At 63.2% G+C, this 15583-nt stretch carries 19 protein-coding genes; 9 read left to right on the forward strand and 10 right to left on the reverse strand.

Going from position 1 to position 15583, the window contains the following annotated elements; translation table 11 throughout:
• Positions 1 to 163: 163 nt before the first annotated feature.
• A complete protein-coding gene (locus NXT3_RS05000) occupies positions 164 to 925 on the forward strand; it encodes a L,D-transpeptidase family protein (protein ID WP_037413496.1) in 762 nt (253 codons plus the stop codon).
• 27 nt (positions 926 to 952) lie between these two features.
• Here NXT3_RS05000 and NXT3_RS05005 read toward each other — a convergent pair whose 3' ends face one another.
• Positions 953 to 1444 carry a MarR family winged helix-turn-helix transcriptional regulator gene (locus NXT3_RS05005; protein ID WP_104838883.1) on the reverse strand — a complete coding sequence of 164 codons (492 nt, stop codon included), beginning with the start codon at positions 1442 to 1444 and terminating at the stop codon, positions 953 to 955.
• A gap of 115 nt (positions 1445 to 1559) precedes the next feature.
• On the opposite strand from NXT3_RS05005, the gene NXT3_RS05010 reads away from it, so the two are divergent.
• Positions 1560 to 1982, forward strand: coding sequence for an organic hydroperoxide resistance protein (locus NXT3_RS05010; protein ID WP_037413500.1), 423 nt, complete (start codon positions 1560 to 1562; stop codon positions 1980 to 1982).
• A 72-nt stretch (positions 1983 to 2054) separates the two neighbouring features.
• Here the strand turns inward: NXT3_RS05010 and NXT3_RS05015 are convergent, their stop codons facing one another.
• Entirely contained in the window at positions 2055 to 3608 is a 1554-nt protein-coding gene (locus tag NXT3_RS05015) for a helicase HerA-like C-terminal domain-containing protein (protein ID WP_037413760.1), read from the reverse strand.
• A gap of 263 nt (positions 3609 to 3871) precedes the next feature.
• Here NXT3_RS05015 and NXT3_RS05020 point away from each other — a divergent pair, with 263 nt between their 5' ends.
• Entirely contained in the window at positions 3872 to 4264 is a 393-nt protein-coding gene (locus NXT3_RS05020) for a hypothetical protein (protein ID WP_037379449.1), read from the forward strand.
• 51 nt (positions 4265 to 4315) lie between these two features.
• On the opposite strand, the gene NXT3_RS05025 is transcribed toward NXT3_RS05020, so the two are convergent.
• The 5 genes from NXT3_RS05025 to NXT3_RS05045 all read right to left on the reverse strand — a co-directional run bounded on the left by NXT3_RS05025 (position 4316) and on the right by NXT3_RS05045 (position 8517).
• Positions 4316 to 5146, reverse strand: coding sequence for an aldo/keto reductase (locus tag NXT3_RS05025; protein WP_037413501.1), 831 nt, complete (start codon positions 5144 to 5146; stop codon positions 4316 to 4318).
• 101 nt (positions 5147 to 5247) lie between these two features.
• Entirely contained in the window at positions 5248 to 6021 is a 774-nt protein-coding gene (tam, locus tag NXT3_RS05030; RefSeq protein WP_097526261.1) for a trans-aconitate 2-methyltransferase, read from the reverse strand.
• Positions 6022 to 6033: 12 nt separating this feature from the next.
• Positions 6034 to 6696, reverse strand: coding sequence for a haloacid dehalogenase type II (locus NXT3_RS05035; RefSeq protein ID WP_037379455.1), 663 nt, complete (start codon positions 6694 to 6696; stop codon positions 6034 to 6036).
• Positions 6697 to 6855: 159 nt separating this feature from the next.
• Positions 6856 to 7407 carry a phosphatase gene (locus tag NXT3_RS05040; protein WP_097526260.1) on the reverse strand — a complete coding sequence of 184 codons (552 nt, stop codon included), beginning with the start codon at positions 7405 to 7407 and terminating at the stop codon, positions 6856 to 6858.
• A gap of 69 nt (positions 7408 to 7476) precedes the next feature.
• A complete protein-coding gene (locus tag NXT3_RS05045) occupies positions 7477 to 8517 on the reverse strand; it encodes a zinc-dependent alcohol dehydrogenase family protein (RefSeq protein ID WP_104838884.1) in 1041 nt (346 codons plus the stop codon).
• Between the two features lie 160 nt (positions 8518 to 8677).
• Between NXT3_RS05045 and NXT3_RS05050 the strand changes: the two genes are divergently transcribed.
• Together NXT3_RS05050 and NXT3_RS05055 are read left to right on the forward strand one after the other, a co-directional pair.
• Positions 8678 to 9559: a branched-chain amino acid aminotransferase gene (locus tag NXT3_RS05050; RefSeq protein WP_097526258.1), complete on the forward strand. Its 882-nt coding sequence runs from the start codon at positions 8678 to 8680 to the stop codon at positions 9557 to 9559.
• A 202-nt stretch (positions 9560 to 9761) separates the two neighbouring features.
• Positions 9762 to 10310: a glyoxalase superfamily protein gene (locus NXT3_RS05055; protein WP_097526257.1), complete on the forward strand. Its 549-nt coding sequence runs from the start codon at positions 9762 to 9764 to the stop codon at positions 10308 to 10310.
• An 88-nt stretch (positions 10311 to 10398) separates the two neighbouring features.
• Here the strand turns inward: NXT3_RS05055 and NXT3_RS05060 are convergent, their stop codons facing one another.
• Positions 10399 to 10809: a VOC family protein gene (locus NXT3_RS05060; RefSeq protein ID WP_037413516.1), complete on the reverse strand. Its 411-nt coding sequence runs from the start codon at positions 10807 to 10809 to the stop codon at positions 10399 to 10401.
• 229 nt (positions 10810 to 11038) lie between these two features.
• On the opposite strand from NXT3_RS05060, the gene NXT3_RS05065 reads away from it, so the two are divergent.
• Positions 11039 to 11641: a superoxide dismutase gene (locus NXT3_RS05065; protein ID WP_037413517.1), complete on the forward strand. Its 603-nt coding sequence runs from the start codon at positions 11039 to 11041 to the stop codon at positions 11639 to 11641.
• Between the two features lie 96 nt (positions 11642 to 11737).
• On the opposite strand, the gene NXT3_RS05070 is transcribed toward NXT3_RS05065, so the two are convergent.
• On the reverse strand, positions 11738 to 12454 hold the full coding sequence (locus tag NXT3_RS05070) for a helix-turn-helix transcriptional regulator (RefSeq protein WP_104838885.1): 717 nt from the start codon (positions 12452 to 12454) through the stop codon (positions 11738 to 11740).
• Positions 12455 to 12586: 132 nt separating this feature from the next.
• Here NXT3_RS05070 and NXT3_RS05075 point away from each other — a divergent pair, with 132 nt between their 5' ends.
• From NXT3_RS05075 to NXT3_RS05085, 3 genes are all read left to right on the forward strand, one after another.
• Positions 12587 to 13225: a LysE family translocator gene (locus tag NXT3_RS05075; RefSeq protein WP_097539319.1), complete on the forward strand. Its 639-nt coding sequence runs from the start codon at positions 12587 to 12589 to the stop codon at positions 13223 to 13225.
• Between the two features lie 214 nt (positions 13226 to 13439).
• Complete coding sequence (locus tag NXT3_RS05080) at positions 13440 to 13886, forward strand: c-type cytochrome (protein WP_037379476.1); 447 nt, start codon at positions 13440 to 13442, stop codon at positions 13884 to 13886.
• A gap of 78 nt (positions 13887 to 13964) precedes the next feature.
• Positions 13965 to 14879: a cytochrome c gene (locus NXT3_RS05085; RefSeq protein WP_104839937.1), complete on the forward strand. Its 915-nt coding sequence runs from the start codon at positions 13965 to 13967 to the stop codon at positions 14877 to 14879.
• 17 nt (positions 14880 to 14896) lie between these two features.
• Here NXT3_RS05085 and NXT3_RS05090 read toward each other — a convergent pair whose 3' ends face one another.
• Positions 14897 to 15400 (reverse strand): GNAT family N-acetyltransferase, encoded by a 504-nt coding sequence (locus NXT3_RS05090; RefSeq protein WP_037379478.1) that lies wholly within the window; start codon positions 15398 to 15400, stop codon positions 14897 to 14899.
• Between the last annotated feature and the right edge of the window lie 183 nt (positions 15401 to 15583).

A 15583-nucleotide genomic window follows, 5' to 3' on the forward strand; every position in this document is an offset into this window, starting at 1 on the left:
CAAGAATGTTTTTGGCTTGCGTCCTCCTCCGACTTGTCGATATCGATCACCCGGATGGCTTTCGTCGACAAGGCCATCGCGATTTCGCTGCAGGAGCGGGACGATGCACGTTGCGCGTCGCGCCGCTCTCCTTTCTCGCCGCACTCAAACCCGTCAGAGTTCGATGTCATCACTGCCTGTCTTTTCCCGCCGCCAGTTTCTTCGCACGTCCGCGGTTGCGATCGCCTCTGCCGGTCTTGCGGGCTGTACATCGTCGATGAACACCGACCGCTTTCGCCAGGAAACGATGCCGGTCTATCGCAATCCGGCGCTCGAAAACCGTTGGGTCGATCCGGCTATGCTCGAAGAGCCGCTGACCGGCCTGCCGCCGCAGGACGCCTACTACGCCGATATTTACGCGCAGCGGGAGGATGGCGGCTTTCTCATTCCGGCGGTGCCCTACCACCAGATCGACCCGCGCTTCTATCGTCAGGAGGTCAGTGACCCGTTCGGCGAGGCGCCGGGGACGATCGTTGTCGATACGGCGGACCGCTATCTCTACCTGATCGGATCCGGCGGCAGCGCCACGCGCTATGGCGTTGGCCTCGGCCGCGAAGGCTTCGCCTGGTCGGGCCGCGGCGTCATTCAGTGGAAGCAGAAATGGCCGAAATGGACGCCGCCGGATTCGATGATCGTCCGCCAGCCGGTGCTCGCCAAATATTCGGCGGACAATGGCGGCATGCCGCCGGGCCTCGACAATCCGCTCGGCTCGCGCGCCCTCTATATTTTCCAGAACGGCCAGGACACGCTCTATCGCGTCCACGGAACGCCGGAATGGCAGTCGATCGGCAAGGCCGTTTCTTCTGGTTGCGTCCGCATGATCAACCAGGACGTGATCGACCTCTATGATCGCGTGCGCGGAAAGGCGCCGATTCTCGTCGTCTGACGACGGCGAGCCGCGCGTCTGCACGGATCAAGCGGTCTGCGTTCCCTCGTCCTGACTGTCGGCCAGGCGTTGCGTCAGCCGATGCAGCGCCTCGCGCAGTTCGCCGACCTCCTCAAGGCTGCAACCCGTCGCATTGCCGATCTCCGCAAGAATCTTGAAGGCCTCGGTCTTCAGGCGCCGGCCGCTTTCCGTGAGGCTGACGATGACCTGCCTTTCGTCGGCCGGGTCGCGCATTCGCCCGACATAGCCGGCTGCCTCCAGCCGCTTGAGCAGGGGCGAGAGAGTGCCGGAATCGAGACCCAGTTCCTCGCCGATCCGTTTCACCGTCATGCCGTCCCGTTGCCACAACGCCAGCAGCACGAGATACTGCGGATAGGTGAGCCCGAAGCGGTCGAGGAGCGGCTTGTAGGCCCGGTTGAAGGCGTGCGTCGCGGAATAGACGGCAAAGCAAAGTTGCTGGCCGAGCGCCAGCGCCTCGTCGGGGAATGGGTTTCCAGTCTTCACCGCTTTGGTCGTCATTCCCGGATTGTCGCAAATTCACGCCCCAAATGCAATTTGCAAAATTAATTTGCGTCCAATTTAATATTGCGCTATTGAAATGCGATCCACAACGAAGCCAGCAAGGAGAACTGCCATGCCCATTCTTTATCGCACCACCGCATCTGCCTCCGGGGGCCGCGCCGGCGAGGCCAAGAGCGCCGACGGCGTTCTCGACGTCACCCTCACCGTGCCGAAGGAACTGGGCGGCGATGGGGCACGCGGCACGAATCCGGAGCAGCTTTTTGCCGCCGGTTATTCCGCCTGCTTCCTCGGCGCGCTCAAGTTCGTGGCCGGCAAGGAGAAGGTAAAGCTTGCCGAAGACACGAAAGTGACAGGAACGGTCGGCATCGGTCCGCGCGACGACGGCACCGGCTTCTACATCGATGCGGCGCTTGAGATCTCTTCACCCGGCGTCGACAAGGCCGTGCTCGAGGACCTGGTCCAGAAGGCGCATATCGTTTGCCCCTACAGCCATGCGACGCGGGGCAATGTCGACGTGAAACTGTCGGTGGCCTGATAGGAAACGTCATTGTGAACTGAAGTCCGCGGCTGCGGGCTTCAGTTCAGGCTACGGCCTTTTGCCGCTCACCTATCGCTTCAGGCTGCCGAGAATGCCGCGGACCAGTGCCCGTCCCACCTGGGTTGCGACCGTACGGGCGACAGACTTCATCGCCGCCTCCATGATCGTTTCGCGCTGATAGCCTGTGGAGCGCGGCCGGGCCTGGCGGCCGGACGCTGCCTCCTTGTCGTCGTCCCCGAAGCCGGGGAGGGTCCAGCGGCTGCGGCCGGCCTCGTCTTCGGCGGCCTGCGCTTCGGCCCGTTCGGCGGCCTCAGCGGCCTTTTCAGCCCGTTTGGCGAGGAGCTCATAGGCGGATTCCCGATCGAAGTCCTCGTCATAGAGCCCACGCACCGGGCTGACATTCATGACATTCTGGCGCTCGGCCTCCGTCAGCGGACCGAGCCGCGAGGCCGGCGGCCGGATCAAGGTCCGCTCGACCATGGACGGCGACCCCTTGCCCTCGAGCGTCGAGACCAGCGCCTCGCCGGTGCCGAGATTGGTGATCACCTCGGCGCAGTCGAAATTCGGATTGGGGCGGAACGTGTCGGCCGCGGTCTTCACCGCCTTCTGCTCGCGCGGCGAATAGGCGCGCAGCGCATGCTGGACGCGATTGCCGAGCTGAGCGAGCACGGTTTCGGGCACGTCGAGCGGGTTCTGGGTGACGAAATAGACGCCGACGCCCTTCGAACGGATCAGCCGGACCACCTGTTCGACGCGCTCGACGAGGACCTTCGGCGCGTCGTTGAAGAGCAGGTGCGCCTCGTCGAAAAAGAACACCAGTTTCGGCTTGTCCGGATCGCCGACCTCAGGCAGCTCCTCGAAAAGCTCCGACAGAAGCCAGAGCAGGAAGGTGGCATAGAGCCGCGGGTTCATCATCAGCTTGTCGGCGGCAAGCACCGAGATTGCGCCGCGCCCGTCATTCGTCGTGCGCATGATGTCGGTGATCTTCAGCGCCGGCTCGCCGAAGAAGTGCTCGGCACCCTGTTGTTCGAGGATCAGGAGTTCGCGCTGGATGGAGCCGACGGAGGATTTCGAGATGAAGCCGAACTGATTGGAGAGTTCGCTCGCATTCTCGCCCATGTAATTCAGCAGCGACTGCAGGTCCTTGAGGTCGAGGAGCGGCAGGCCGCCCTCGTCGGCGATCTTGAAGGCGATGTTCAAGACTCCTTCCTGGGCATCGCTGGCGTTCATCAGCCGCGACAGGAGAAGCGGCCCCATTTCCGACAGCGTCGTGCGGACGCGGTGGCCCTTCTCTCCGTACAGATCCCAGAAGATCACCGGAAATTCCTGGAAGTCATAGGGCGAGAGGCCGATCTGCTCGGCGCGCTTGAGGAGGAAGTCCTTGGCCTCACCGATGGCGCCGATGCCGGAAAGATCGCCCTTGACGTCGGCGCAGAAGACCGGAACGCCGGCGTTCGAGAAACCCTCCGCCAGGATTTGCAGCGTTACGGTCTTGCCGGTACCGGTGGCGCCGGTGATCAGGCCATGGCGGTTGCCGAACTTCAGTTCGAGATACTCGGGCTTGTTGATCGCATCGTCCGGCTTGCGGCTGGTCCCGATATAGAGCTTGCCTTCCTGTTGCATGGCATTCTTCTCCGAATCGATTTTGTCAATGGAACCGGGCATTTGCCGGATGTCGTACGAAGTCCGTCATCGAAATATTGCTCGGTTCTGTTATAGGCTGTGCACTGCGGCCCGGCAACACGGGTTGTAGGCGAGGCAAGGCCTCGCCGGGCTGCAACGCCGCATATGTTGACGCAGGACGGATATGTGTTCCGGTGCTATTGTCATTTCGGAAGCGATATTTTACCTTGACGTCAACGTCAAAATTGCACGAGGAGATTTCCATGAGTGAACTGGTTACGCGGGTGGCGGAAAATGTCGGTCTCGAGCCCGCGACGGCCGAGAAGGCAGTGGGCATGATCCTCGGCTTTCTCCAGCGCGAAGCGGCCGAAGGCCCGGTCGCCCGGATGATCGAGGCTATCCCCGGTGCGCCGGAATTGGTCGCTCAGTACAATGGCGAGGGCGGCAATGGCGGCGGCCTGCTCGGCGGCCTCCTGTCGGCCATCGGCGGCGGCGGCGTCATGGCGCTCGGCCAGCAGCTGATGAGCCAGGGATTGGGCATGGGCGAAATCACCGCGCTCGCCAGGGAAACCATTGCCTATGCCAAGGAAAAGGCCGGCGACGAGGTCGTGGACGAGGTCGTCGCCTCCGTTCCGGGTCTCAGCCAGTTCGTCTGATTCTGCGATCAATCCCCTCTGACCGGCAGGCCAGAGGGGCAGCAATCCCTCTCATCCGTCCCACTCGGGCGCAAGGTCCGCCGGGTTGACGATTCGCCCGTCCGGGCGGGCGAGGCCGCGGATCGCCGCCATTTCTTCTCGTGTCAGCGCAAAATCGAAGATCGCGAAATTTTCTTCAAGCCGCGCCTCCGTGGCGGTTTTCGACAGTGCGATCACATCCTGCTGCTGCACCAGCCATCTGAGCACCACTTGCGCGGCTGTCTTGCCGTGGCGATCGCCGATGTCGTTCAGCAGTTGGTCGGAAGGCACCTTGCCATTCGCCATGGCATAATAGGCGGTGAGCGACATGCCGTGTTGCCGCGCCGCCTGCAGCACCTTCGTCTGGTCGAGATAGGGGTGGTACTCGACCTGGTTGGTCGCAATCGGCGCGTCGCTGAGGCGGACCGCCTCCTCCATCTGCGCCGTGTTGAAATTGCTGACGCCGATATGGCGGACCTTGCCCGCCTTCCGGACCTCGTTCAACGCCCCGATGCGCTCGGCCATCGGCACCTCGCTGCCGCCCGGCCAGTGCAGGAGCAGCAGATCGACGTGGTCCGTCTTCAGCTTTCTGAGGCTCTCGTCGACTGAGGCGAGGAAGTCGTCATGGCGGTACCGATCGACCCAGACCTTGGTCGTCAGGAAGATGTCGGCGCGCGGAATGCCTGAACGGTGGATCGCTTCCCCCACCTCCGCCTCGTTGCCATAGGCCTGCGCGGTGTCCACGTGGCGGAAGCCGATCTTCAGGGCTTTCGGCAAGATCCGAAACACCTCGGCGCCGGACATGCGGAAAGTGCCGAAGCCGAGGGCGGGGATGTTGGCGCCGTTCGAAATGACTGCATGCATTGGTGGCTCCTTGGTCGCGGCGGAGAAATAACGGACATGCCCCTATACTTGTCGCTGCCGGTCGCGGCTTCAAGCCGGCCAGCACGTCCTTCGCCGTCGATTCAGGGCGCCTTTACGGCGACGAGGAACAGGCGGGGAAAGCGCAGGAGCACCCGCCCGTCGGCCATGGCCGGATATTCCCTGCGGATCTTCTCAGCATAGGCGGCGAGGTAGTCCTTACGCCGGTTGGCAGGCAGTGCATCGAGATAGGGGCGCAAGCCCGTGCCCTTCACCCACTCGACGATGGCATTCGCGTTGGCCAGCGGGTGATAATAGACCGTGTGCCAGACCTCGACCCGCGCCGCCTTCGGGGCCAGCCTTTCGACATAGGTCCTCGGGGAGGGAAGCGGCATTCGCCGGATCGTCCGGCCGGCAAAAGCCGCTGCGAAAGTCCGTTCCTCGGCCGTCTCCTGCATCAGGAGATGCGAAGGCTCGTCGAGGTTGTCGGGCATCTGCACCGCAAGCGTTCCGCCCGGCAGCAGCGCCTCGACGAGACGCTCGAGGATATCGATGTGCTTCGGCAGCCATTGGAAGACGGCGTTGGCGAAGAAAAGCGCGGCCCCTGGCGGCGGCGTCCAGCCGGCAAGATCGACCCTCTCGAAGCGCAGGCCGAGCAGCCGTTTGCGAGCGGCCTCCAGCATGTCCTCGTCGCTGTCGATGCCGACGAGCGGATTGTTGGGGAAGCGTTCGAGGATAAGTTGCGTCGAATTGCCCGGTCCGCAGCCGAGGTCGAAGGCGGGGCCGGGCGGCAGATCGGGGACCTGCGCCAGGAGATCGCGCGCCGGCCGGGTTCGCTCATCCTCGAACTTTACATATTGCGCTGCCGACCAGGCCATCGGGCCGCTCCTTCATATGCCGACTTGCAGGCTTTCCAGCGAAGGGAGAATGAGTGCCGGGCCATAGTCCTGGTATTCGTCCGGCATGTCGGCGCGGTTGATCCACACCGTGCGGAAGCCGAACTTGGTGGCGCCGGCAATGTCGAAGCGGTTGGACGACTGGAACGAAACCGCATGCGGATAGAGCCGGTATTGCGTCGTCACCAGGTCGTAGACGGCTGGTGCCGTCTTGAAGGCCTTGACCGCATCGACCGAGAAGACGTCATCGATGATGATGTCGAGCGCGGCATTCTTGACGGCCGATGCAAGCATCGCCGGCGAGCCGTTCGAGAGAATGGCGATACGGGCGCCGCGCTCCTTCAGCCCCTTGAGCACGGCCGGAACCTCGGGGTAGCAATCGAGCGCCCAATAGGCGTCGAGCAACTGCTTCCTGAGCTTGGGATCGGCGGAGGGAAAGCGGGCAAAGGCGTAGTCCAGCGATTGCTCGGTCAGTTGCCAGAAATCGACATAGGCGCCCATCAGCGAGCGCACCCAGGAATATTCGAGCTGCTTGGCGCGCCAGAGTTCGGAGAAGGCCTGGCCGTCCGGACCGATCGCCTCGGCATGCCGGCGCACGGCCGCATGGACATCGAAAAGAGTGCCATAGGCATCGAAGACATAGGCCGCATGAGACATCGAACTCTCCCGTCTTTACCTCGTCTGCGGCGCTTTCCGATCGGTGCCCGCAGCGAAGGCTTCTTGCGACGAAGAACGCGCCGCTTCTCCATTTGTTTTTAGGGGATCATGTCAAATTTTTGTGCGCCGCACAATGCGTCTCATCCTCGCCGTGATTGTTCAGCCTTTCCAGAGCTTTGCAGGAAACCGCAGTGCCTGCTTGGCAAGCTTCCCCTTGAGCCCCAGCGTCGCGTCGCAGAGGCCGACCACATGACGGTTCGGCTTGGCCTCGGGGCGAAGCGCGTGCAGGGCTGCCGCCGCCCTTTCTGGTTCCATGTAGCGCGCCAATATGCCGAGCGTCAGCGCCGTCGAGCGGCCGATGCCCCTCAGACAGTGGACCAGCAGATGCGCGTCCTTTGGCAGCCCGTCGATGAAGGCGAAGGTCGCCTGGATCGCCTCGGCGCGCGCCGCATCCGGCGCATCCGGGTCGGTCGTATCGCCGAAATAGAGCTCCAGATGCCGCTCCGGCGGCAGGTCGATCATCGAAAGCAGACGGGTTGCGGGCGCCCGGATCGAGACGAGATGCGTCGGCGCCCAGTGCTGGCGGTTGTGCCGCGCCTCCGTCTGCGAGCTCACGATCACCCGCACCGGCCAGCCGCTCGGATGGGCCGGGTTCGTGTTAAGAACCGGCCGATAGAGTTCGTCTTCCGTGGCCCGAGCCGCAAGCGCCATGACGACACCTCCCTGATTCGTCTTGCTAGGCTGAGAATAACAGCGCGCCGCAACGATCGGAATCCCCGATCAGAACCCCGTGATCACGCTGATGCCGAGGTCCGTCGCCCGGTCCATCGTCGTAAGCGCCGGCACCGCCTCCTCCAGCGATATCTCGCGGCCGATCAGCCGCTTCGGAACGAGCTTGCCGCTGGTGATCATCGACAGCATTGCGTCGTAGCGCCAGGCCTGCATGCCGTGGCTGCCGTAGATTTCGAGCTCGTGGCCGATCACCTGCGCCATCGGGATCTGCGGTGTTGCCTGTTCCGCCAGCATCAGCCCGACCTGGACATGGCGGCCGCGGCGGCGGAGGTTCCTGATCGAGTTGAAGCAGGTGACGGGCGAGCCGAGCGCGTCGATCGAGACATGCGCGCCGCCTCCGGTGATCTCCTTGACCGCGTCGGCGACATTCTCCGTCCCCCGCGCATTGATCGCGGCGACGGCGCCGAGCGTCCGCGCGAATGCGAGCTTCTCCTCGGAAATGTCGATGGCGATGGGATTGGCGCCGAGCGCCGCGGCGATCATGATCGCCGAAAGACCGACGCCGCCGCAGCCGTGCACCGCCACCCATTCACCGCCTCGGACGCGGGCCTGGTCGGCGATCGCCCGGAAGGATGTGGCGAAGCGGCAGCCGAGGCTGGCGGCGGTCGCAAAATCCATGCTCTCCGGCAGGTGCACGAGGTTCTGGTCGGCGAAGTCGAGTGCGACATATTCGGCGAAGGAACCCCAATGGGTGAAGCCCGGCTGGAACTGCGCCTCGCAGACCTGCTGGTTGCCGGAGCGGCATTCGCCGCAGCGGCCGCAGCCGGAAACGAAGGGCACGGTCACCCGGTCGCCGATCTTGTAGTTGAGGACGCCGCGCCCGGCGGCGGCGATCGTTCCGGCCAGTTCGTGGCCGGGCACATGCGGCAGGCGGATGTCCGGGTCGTGCCCCATCCAGCCGTGCCAGTCGCTGCGGCAGAGCCCGGTCGCCTCGACCTCGACGACGACGCCGTATTCGCTGGGCGTCGGATCGGGCAGCGTCCGGATTTCCGGCGTCTTCTCGAAGGCATCGTAATACATCGCTTTCATCGGCGATCGGTCTCCATTTTCTATTTTCGCCATTCTGGCACGCAGTTCGGGGAGGCTCCAGAATGGACGCCATGACATTTTTTGATGTACCCATTCACCCTGATGCTGCTTTTTCCGGCTAGAGCAGGAGGAGCGCACAGCGAGACGAGAGGAGAGTCCGATGGCCGTCGATACATCCCCCCGATCCACGACCTGGACCTATGTCGACGGCGAATGGCTTTCCGGCAACCCGCCGCTGATCGGCCCGACGTCGCACGCGATGTGGCTTGGCTCGACGGTGTTCGACGGCGCCCGCTGGTTCGACGGCATCGCCCCGGACCTCGACCTCCATTGCCAGCGCGTCAATCGTTCCGCGGAGGCGCTCGGCCTGAAGCCCACCATGGCCGCCGAGGAGATCGAGGCTTTGACCTTCGAGGGCGTGAAGAAATTCGACGGCAAGACGGCTATCTACGTGAAGCCGATGTATTGGGGCGAGCATGGGTCCTGGAGCGTCGTGGCGGTCGATCCGGAATCGACCCGCTTTGCGCTGTGCCTGTTCGAGGCGCCGATGGGCAACGCCCATGCCGGTTCGGCGCTGACGCTCTCGCCCTTCCGCCGCCCGACGCTCGAATGCATGCCGACGGACGCCAAGGCCGGCTGTCTCTATCCCAACAACGCCCGCATCCTCCAGGAAGCGCGCTCGCGCGGTTTCGACAATGCGCTGGTGCGCGACATGCTCGGCAACATCGCCGAGACCGGCTCTTCCAATATCTTCATGGTCCGGGACGGCGTCGTCTTCACCCCGGCCGCCAACCGCACCTTCCTCGCCGGCATCACCCGCTCGCGCGTCATGAGCCTGTTGCGCGAAGCTGGCTTCGAGGTGATCGAAACGACGCTGACGATGACCGATTTCGAGGCTGCCGACGAGATTTTCACCACCGGCAACTATTCGAAGGTGCTGCCGGTGACCCGCCTTGACGACCGCGATCTGCAGGCCGGTCCGATCACCGCCAAGGCGCGCGATCTCTACATGGACTGGGCGCATTCGAGCGGCGACGTCTAGGAGGGTTCAAGACGGGATATTCCGACTGACAAAGGCGGTGTGAACCGGATAGGTTGATGCTCGGCCGGAGGCGGCCGGCAGCCCGCGTCCGACAAGGGCATGGCGAACGCCTCCACTGATCCTTGCTCACCCGTTCGACAGTCGGGCGAAGACGTTGGTAATGCGGGCGCTGACGAAGGCTTCGCCGTGACGAGGAACGGAAATGCGCGACTATCGCGATGCCAAGGCCATGGCGAAGGCCCTGCGTGAGGCCCTTGCCGACCATCAAATGACGATCGCCCACAGCGAGGCGCTTGAGATCGTCGCCCGCCAGTTCGGGCTTGCCACCTGGAACATCCTGTCGGCGAAACTCGAAGCCGCGGCAGCCGCTCGAGAGAGCGCCGAGATCGCGTTCGAGCAGGCCGTGCCGATCGTTCGGATCTTCGACGTGGCAAAGGCCCACGAATTCTATCTTGGGTTCCTGGGCTTCACGGTCGACTGGGAACACCGCTATGGCGACGATTTCCCGCTTTACACGCAGATCTCGCGAGGCGGACTGAAGCTGCATCTATCCGAGCATGCGGGAGACGCGACGCCCGGCGGCAACATGTGCGTCTACATGACGGGCATCCGCGCGTTCCACAAGGAACTCATCGCCAAGAACTACCGCTACATGCGGCCGGGTCTCGAGGATGAAGGAACGCGGCTCGAGGTGACAGTCATCGACCCGTTCAACAACCGCATCCGCTTCATGGAGCTGAAGGAGGGATAGGTCGGCCGCCTATCTGATCGGGAGGCCGCAGCGATGCCCGGCGCTAGCCGGATCGAACGGTCTCCCGACTATGAACCGCACTCCGACCTCAAGTCTCGACCGGCCGGACGACGACATCGGCGGCCGATCGCGTCGTCGGCCCATGATGAACCGCCTCGATATTGTTGCCGTCGGGATCCAGCAGAAAGGCGGCGAAGTAGCCCGGGTGATAGGGACGCTCGCCGGGTGCGCCATTGTCCGTGCCGCCATTGGCGAGACCGACATCGTAAAAGCGCTGCACCGCGTCCGGCCCGGAGGCCTGGAAGGCGATATGGACGCGGGTACGATAGTCGTCCGCCTGGTCGACGAAGAACTCGTCGAAGGCGAAAAACGCGTCGGTCTCGTGGGTTGGTCGATGGCCGAGGGCGCCAAGCACTGCCTGATAGAAGCGCTTGCTGACGGCGAGATCCTCGACGCGCAGATGTACGTGGTCAATGAGACGGCCCTGATGGAACTCCATTCTTTCCTCCTGTGCCGATGGCGAAGTCAGTTGGCTCGTCTCCGTAAGGTAGGACAGGAATCCTCAGCGTCGACATTCGCGTCAAACGCGCACCCAGCGCCGAATGAAAGTATTTTGCGCGGCTCAGGGAATTTTTGGCACCGCATCGGTTGCCTCCCGCCAAGGCGGTGCCTATGTTCCCGCTCACTGATTTCCGTCACGAAATCTAATGCCAAGAGGAGATGCCACAATGGCTTTCGAATTGCCGAACCTTCCCTATGACTACGATGCGCTCGCGCCCTACATGTCGCGCGAGACGCTCGAATACCACCACGACAAGCATCACCTCGCCTATGTGACGAACGGCAACAAGCTCGCCGAGGAAGCCGGTCTGTCGAACCTTTCGGTGGAGGAAATCGTCAAGAAGTCCTACGGCACCAATCAGCCGCTGTTCAACAATGCCGGCCAGCACTACAACCACGTCCACTTCTGGAAGTGGATGAAGAAGGGCGGCGGCGGCACCAGCCTGCCGGGCAAGCTCGACGCGGCCATCAAGTCCGATCTCGGCGGCTACGACAAGTTCCGCGCCGACTTCATCGCCGCCGGCACCGCCCAATTCGGTTCCGGTTGGGCCTGGCTCTCGGTCAAGAACGGCAAGCTCGAAATCTCCAAGACCCCGAACGGCGAAAACCCGCTCGTGCACGGCGCCTCGCCAATCCTCGGCGTCGACGTCTGGGAGCATTCCTATTACATCGATTACCGCAATGCCCGTCCGAAATACCTCGAGGCTTTCGTCGACAACCTCATCAACTGGGATTACGTCCTCGAAATGTACGAGGCAGCGGCGAAGTAACCATTTGGTTCTTATGCACGAAATTAGGCCCGGCGCTTGCGTCGGGCCTTTTCGTTGTCGGTCCGCCGGCGAGACTGATATTTGCTTCGCGATCATTTACACTGTGCCCGAAGAAGCGAAAGATCGAACGGCATTTATCTTCCAGCCGGCGATCCACGCTTGCCGAAGCTTCTCGCCTTCACCGCGGAAGAAGGCGCCGATCGGCTCGCAATGCTCCACCCGGTCGGCGCGGAAGTTGCGGATGTCCTGGCGCAATTCGCACCAGGCGACCATCATCGCATGCTCCGAATAGTAGATCAGCGCCAGCGGCCGCACCGTGCGTTCCGTTGTCCGCCCGAGTTCGTCGCGGTAGTCGAGCGCGAGTTTTTGCTCGTCGCGGATCGCGCGGCGGATCATGGCGAGGTCGACCGCAGGCGGCGGGGCGGCGATCGTGCCCCAGGCATGCAGCGCTTGCGAGTGGAACGCCTGGCGCAGCGGTTGGGGCACGGCGCCGGTGATCTTGCGGTTGACGCGCTGGGCTGCGGTCTTCAATTCCTCGTCGCCGGTACGCGCCAGCAGCGCCAGCGCCAGGACGATCGCTTCCGTCTCCTCGATCGAAAACATCAGCGGCGGCAGATCGAAGCCGGGCCTCAAGATATAGCCGAGACCGCGCTCCCCTTCGACCGGCACGCGCATCGCCTGCAAGGCGACGATATCGCGATAGATCGAGCGCGGCGTGACCTCGAGTTTCTCGGCAATCTCGGCGGCCGTGATCGGCTTACGGGCAAGCCGCAATATCTGGATGATCTCGAAAAGACGCGCCGCCTTGCGCATGGCGAAAACTCCGGAAGTCCGAACGCTCCTGACAGAACCTTGTCAGTTGCGCGGCGCTATAGCAAGCGTCAACGGATTGATAAATCGGCAATTCGGACCTGAACTCCCATACAACGACAATGAGCAACTGACATGACCTACGCTGAAAATCTCTGGCTTTTCTTCACCCTTCTGTTCGGCATCATCATCGTCCCGGGCATGGACATGGTCTTCGTGCTGGCCAATGCGATAACCGGCGGCCGGACGTCCGGGCTGGCCGCGACGGCGGGCATCATGGCGGGCGGCGTGCTGCATACGCTCTATGCCGCGCTCGGCGTCAGCGTCGTGCTGCATCTCGTGCCGGAGCTCTTCAATGTGCTCCTTGTCGCCGGCGCCGCCTATATCGCCTGGATCGGCGTCGCGCTGTTGCGCAGTTCGATCACCATCGGCGGTGTCGAGGAGGGCAGGCGGCTGTCGCGCTGGGCAAGCTTCCGGCAGGGGGCACTGACGAGCCTGATGAATCCCAAGGCCTATCTCTTCATGCTCGCCGTCTATCCGCAGTTCCTGAAGCCGCAATTCGGTCCAGTCTGGTCGCAGGCCGCGGTCATGGCGCTGATGATCGCCGTGACGCAGCTTGCCGTCTATGGCGGGCTGGCGCTCGCCGCCGGCCGCGGCCGCGACCTGCTGGTCGGCAGTCCGGTAGCGACAGTTGCCATCGGCCGCGGTGCCGGCCTGCTGCTTGTCGCAATCGCCGTCTTCACCGTATGGCAGGGTTGGAGCGCCGCCCGGTGATTTGCTGTGCTCCCTTCAAGTATTAAACATGAACAAGGAATTCATGTTATTGTTCGCACAAGTTCTGCCGCGCCTTCAGGTATAGCGCGGCGAATTGTGCTGAAATGACAAGCACATCAAGAAAATGTTACTTCCGTCGAAAAGCCAAGATGCCATCATGCCGGCGCCTTCAACAGGAAGCCGCGCGAGCGGGTTCGAACGACCGGAGAACATGATGAAGATACGAGCTCTTATGCTTGCAGCCGTCCTCGCAGGCTTGGGTGTGACCGCCGTCACCGCCGCCGGTGAACCTCAGGCGGTCCGCCAGCAACTGATGAAGAAGGTGGGCCAGGCTGCCGGCGCGCTGAGCGGGATCGCCAAGGGCGAAAAGCCTTATGATGCCGAAATCGTCAAAGCGTCGCTGTCGACGATCAGCGAGACGGTGAAAGTCTTCCCGAATCATTTCCCGGCCGGCTCCGAGACCGGTATGGAAACGGAGGCGAGCCCGAAGATCTGGCAGAACATGGATGACTTCAAGGCGAAGGCCGCCAAGCTCGGTGGCGATGCCGAGAAGATTCTTGCCGAGCTGCCCGCCGACCAGGCCGGCGTCGGCGCCGCACTCGGCGTCCTCGGCAAGGATTGCGCCAGCTGTCATGAGAGCTATCGTCTGAAGAAAGAGTAGCGGACGCCACTACTTGGTCAGTTCAATGCGCCGGTCTACCGGCGCATTTATTTCTGTGTTGAAGACGAAGGAGAGATGATGAGGGCGCGCGCGGGGCGGCTTTTGTCCGGTCTGGTTCTACTTGCAGCGGTCGGCGCCGGCGCCTTCTGGTGGCTGACGAAGCCCGCCCCCTGGGATGCCGCCCATTGGGAGGGCCTGGGCGAGCCGGATCTCGCCAATGGCGAGCGGGTCTTCTGGGCGGGCGGCTGCACCAGCTGCCATGCAGCACCCCGTGCCGAGGATGATGCCCGACTGGTGCTGTCGGGGGGCCGGCCGCTGAAGAGCCCCTTCGGCACCTTCTTTCCCCCGAATATCTCGCCGGACGAGACAGCCGGCATCGGGGGCTGGACGCTCGCCGAGTTCGGCAACGCCATGACGCGCGGGGTGGGGAGGAATGGCGAGCATCTCTACCCGTCCTTTCCCTTCGGTTCCTATGCGCGGATGACCGCCAAGGACATCAACGACCTTTATGGCTATATGCGGACCTTGCCGAAGAGCGCCAATGTGGTGCCGCCGCATGATCTGTCTTTTCCCTATAATGTCCGTCTGGCGCTCGGCGGTTGGAAATTGATGTATCTCACTGACGAGCCGCGGGTTCAGGTCGACAGCGCCGACCCGAAGCTCGCCCGCGGACAGTATCTCGTGGAAGGCCCGGGCCATTGCGGCGAGTGTCACACGCCGCGCGACGCACTCGGCGGCTTCGAAGCGGGCCGCTGGCTAGCCGGCGCCCCGAACCCGGAAGGCGAGGGTCGGATTCCCGACATCACCCCGGGCTCCAGGAGCATCGGCAGCTGGAGCGCATCGGACATCGCCTCCTATCTGGAGACGGGTTTCACGCCCGAATTCGATTCAGTCGGCGGTTCTATGGTCGAGGTGCAGAAGAACATGGCAAAGCTTCCGGCCTCCGAGCGCGAGGCGATTGCCGCCTACCTGAAGGCGCTGCCCCCGTCATAGGCTATCGCCTCCTTCGCTCAGCCTAGCTTCTGCATATAGCGCATGCCGGTCACCGGCCGCGGCACGAAGCGCTCCGACTCGTAGAAACGATGCGCCTGGAAATTGCCGGTTGCAGCGCTGACGGCAAGGTAATCGCAGCCGGCCATCTTCGCCTGTTCCCGCGCCTTGGCGACGAGATGGCGGCCGATGCCTGTGCCGCGATGGCCGGGGCGCACGAAGAGGTGATGCAGCTCCATGCCACGCGCGCCTTCGGCTGCCCGGTATTGGGGAACGAGAATTGCGTAGCCGATCAGCTGGCCGCCGGCCTCGGCGACAAGGGCGGTGATCCAGGGGGTGCGGCCGAAGAGGTCGCGTTCGAGCTGCTCCGAGGTAAGCGGGGCGGCATCGCCGTGATGGGCGGAAAGCTCCGCGATCATCTCACGCAGTTCGGCGAGGTCGCGCAACTTGGCGCAGCGGATCGTCACCATCGGAGCGCGGACCGACGGAATAGGATGAAGGGAGGGGGTGGCAGTCTGCAGCATTCTCGGCTCCTATGGGTTTCCCGCCATCAGGTGCCGTGAAAAACAAAAGCCGCCTGATGGCGGCCTTGTTGAAAATGATCAGCAGGCCGCTCCTATCGGAACAGCCAAAAATACGCGCGGCAGATGGGTGCGTTTTTGATCATGCGCGTAGATTGTTCATTTCCGCGAATTTGTCAACGGGGA

The organism is Sinorhizobium fredii (assembly GCF_002944405.1).
GTDB classification, from domain to species: domain Bacteria; phylum Pseudomonadota; class Alphaproteobacteria; order Rhizobiales; family Rhizobiaceae; genus Sinorhizobium; species Sinorhizobium fredii_C.

Excerpts from the sequence above, each read along its gene's own strand:
- NXT3_RS05005 (WP_104838883.1), bottom strand. The coding sequence starts at position 1,444 with ATGACGACCAAAGCGGTGAAGACTGGAAACCCATTCCCCGACGAGGCG.
- NXT3_RS05010 (WP_037413500.1), top strand. The coding sequence starts at position 1,560 with ATGCCCATTCTTTATCGCACCACCGCATCTGCCTCCGGGGGCCGCGCC.
- NXT3_RS05020 (WP_037379449.1), top strand. The coding sequence starts at position 3,872 with ATGAGTGAACTGGTTACGCGGGTGGCGGAAAATGTCGGTCTCGAGCCC.
- NXT3_RS05035 (WP_037379455.1), bottom strand. The coding sequence starts at position 6,696 with ATGTCTCATGCGGCCTATGTCTTCGATGCCTATGGCACTCTTTTCGAT.
- NXT3_RS05055 (WP_097526257.1), top strand. The coding sequence starts at position 9,762 with ATGCGCGACTATCGCGATGCCAAGGCCATGGCGAAGGCCCTGCGTGAG.
- NXT3_RS05070 (WP_104838885.1), bottom strand. The coding sequence starts at position 12,454 with ATGCGCAAGGCGGCGCGTCTTTTCGAGATCATCCAGATATTGCGGCTT.
- NXT3_RS05045 (WP_104838884.1), bottom strand. The coding sequence starts at position 8,517 with ATGAAAGCGATGTATTACGATGCCTTCGAGAAGACGCCGGAAATCCGG.
- NXT3_RS05015 (WP_037413760.1), bottom strand. The coding sequence starts at position 3,608 with ATGCAACAGGAAGGCAAGCTCTATATCGGGACCAGCCGCAAGCCGGAC.
- NXT3_RS05025 (WP_037413501.1), bottom strand. The coding sequence starts at position 5,146 with ATGCATGCAGTCATTTCGAACGGCGCCAACATCCCCGCCCTCGGCTTC.
- NXT3_RS05050 (WP_097526258.1), top strand. The coding sequence starts at position 8,678 with ATGGCCGTCGATACATCCCCCCGATCCACGACCTGGACCTATGTCGAC.
- NXT3_RS05040 (WP_097526260.1), bottom strand. The coding sequence starts at position 7,407 with ATGGCGCTTGCGGCTCGGGCCACGGAAGACGAACTCTATCGGCCGGTT.
- NXT3_RS05000 (WP_037413496.1), top strand. The coding sequence starts at position 164 with ATGTCATCACTGCCTGTCTTTTCCCGCCGCCAGTTTCTTCGCACGTCC.
- tam (WP_097526261.1), bottom strand. The coding sequence starts at position 6,021 with ATGGCCTGGTCGGCAGCGCAATATGTAAAGTTCGAGGATGAGCGAACC.
- NXT3_RS05060 (WP_037413516.1), bottom strand. The coding sequence starts at position 10,809 with ATGGAGTTCCATCAGGGCCGTCTCATTGACCACGTACATCTGCGCGTC.
- NXT3_RS05065 (WP_037413517.1), top strand. The coding sequence starts at position 11,039 with ATGGCTTTCGAATTGCCGAACCTTCCCTATGACTACGATGCGCTCGCG.
- NXT3_RS05090 (WP_037379478.1), bottom strand. The coding sequence starts at position 15,400 with ATGCTGCAGACTGCCACCCCCTCCCTTCATCCTATTCCGTCGGTCCGC.
- NXT3_RS05085 (WP_104839937.1), top strand. The coding sequence starts at position 13,965 with ATGAGGGCGCGCGCGGGGCGGCTTTTGTCCGGTCTGGTTCTACTTGCA.
- NXT3_RS05075 (WP_097539319.1), top strand. The coding sequence starts at position 12,587 with ATGACCTACGCTGAAAATCTCTGGCTTTTCTTCACCCTTCTGTTCGGC.
- NXT3_RS05080 (WP_037379476.1), top strand. The coding sequence starts at position 13,440 with ATGAAGATACGAGCTCTTATGCTTGCAGCCGTCCTCGCAGGCTTGGGT.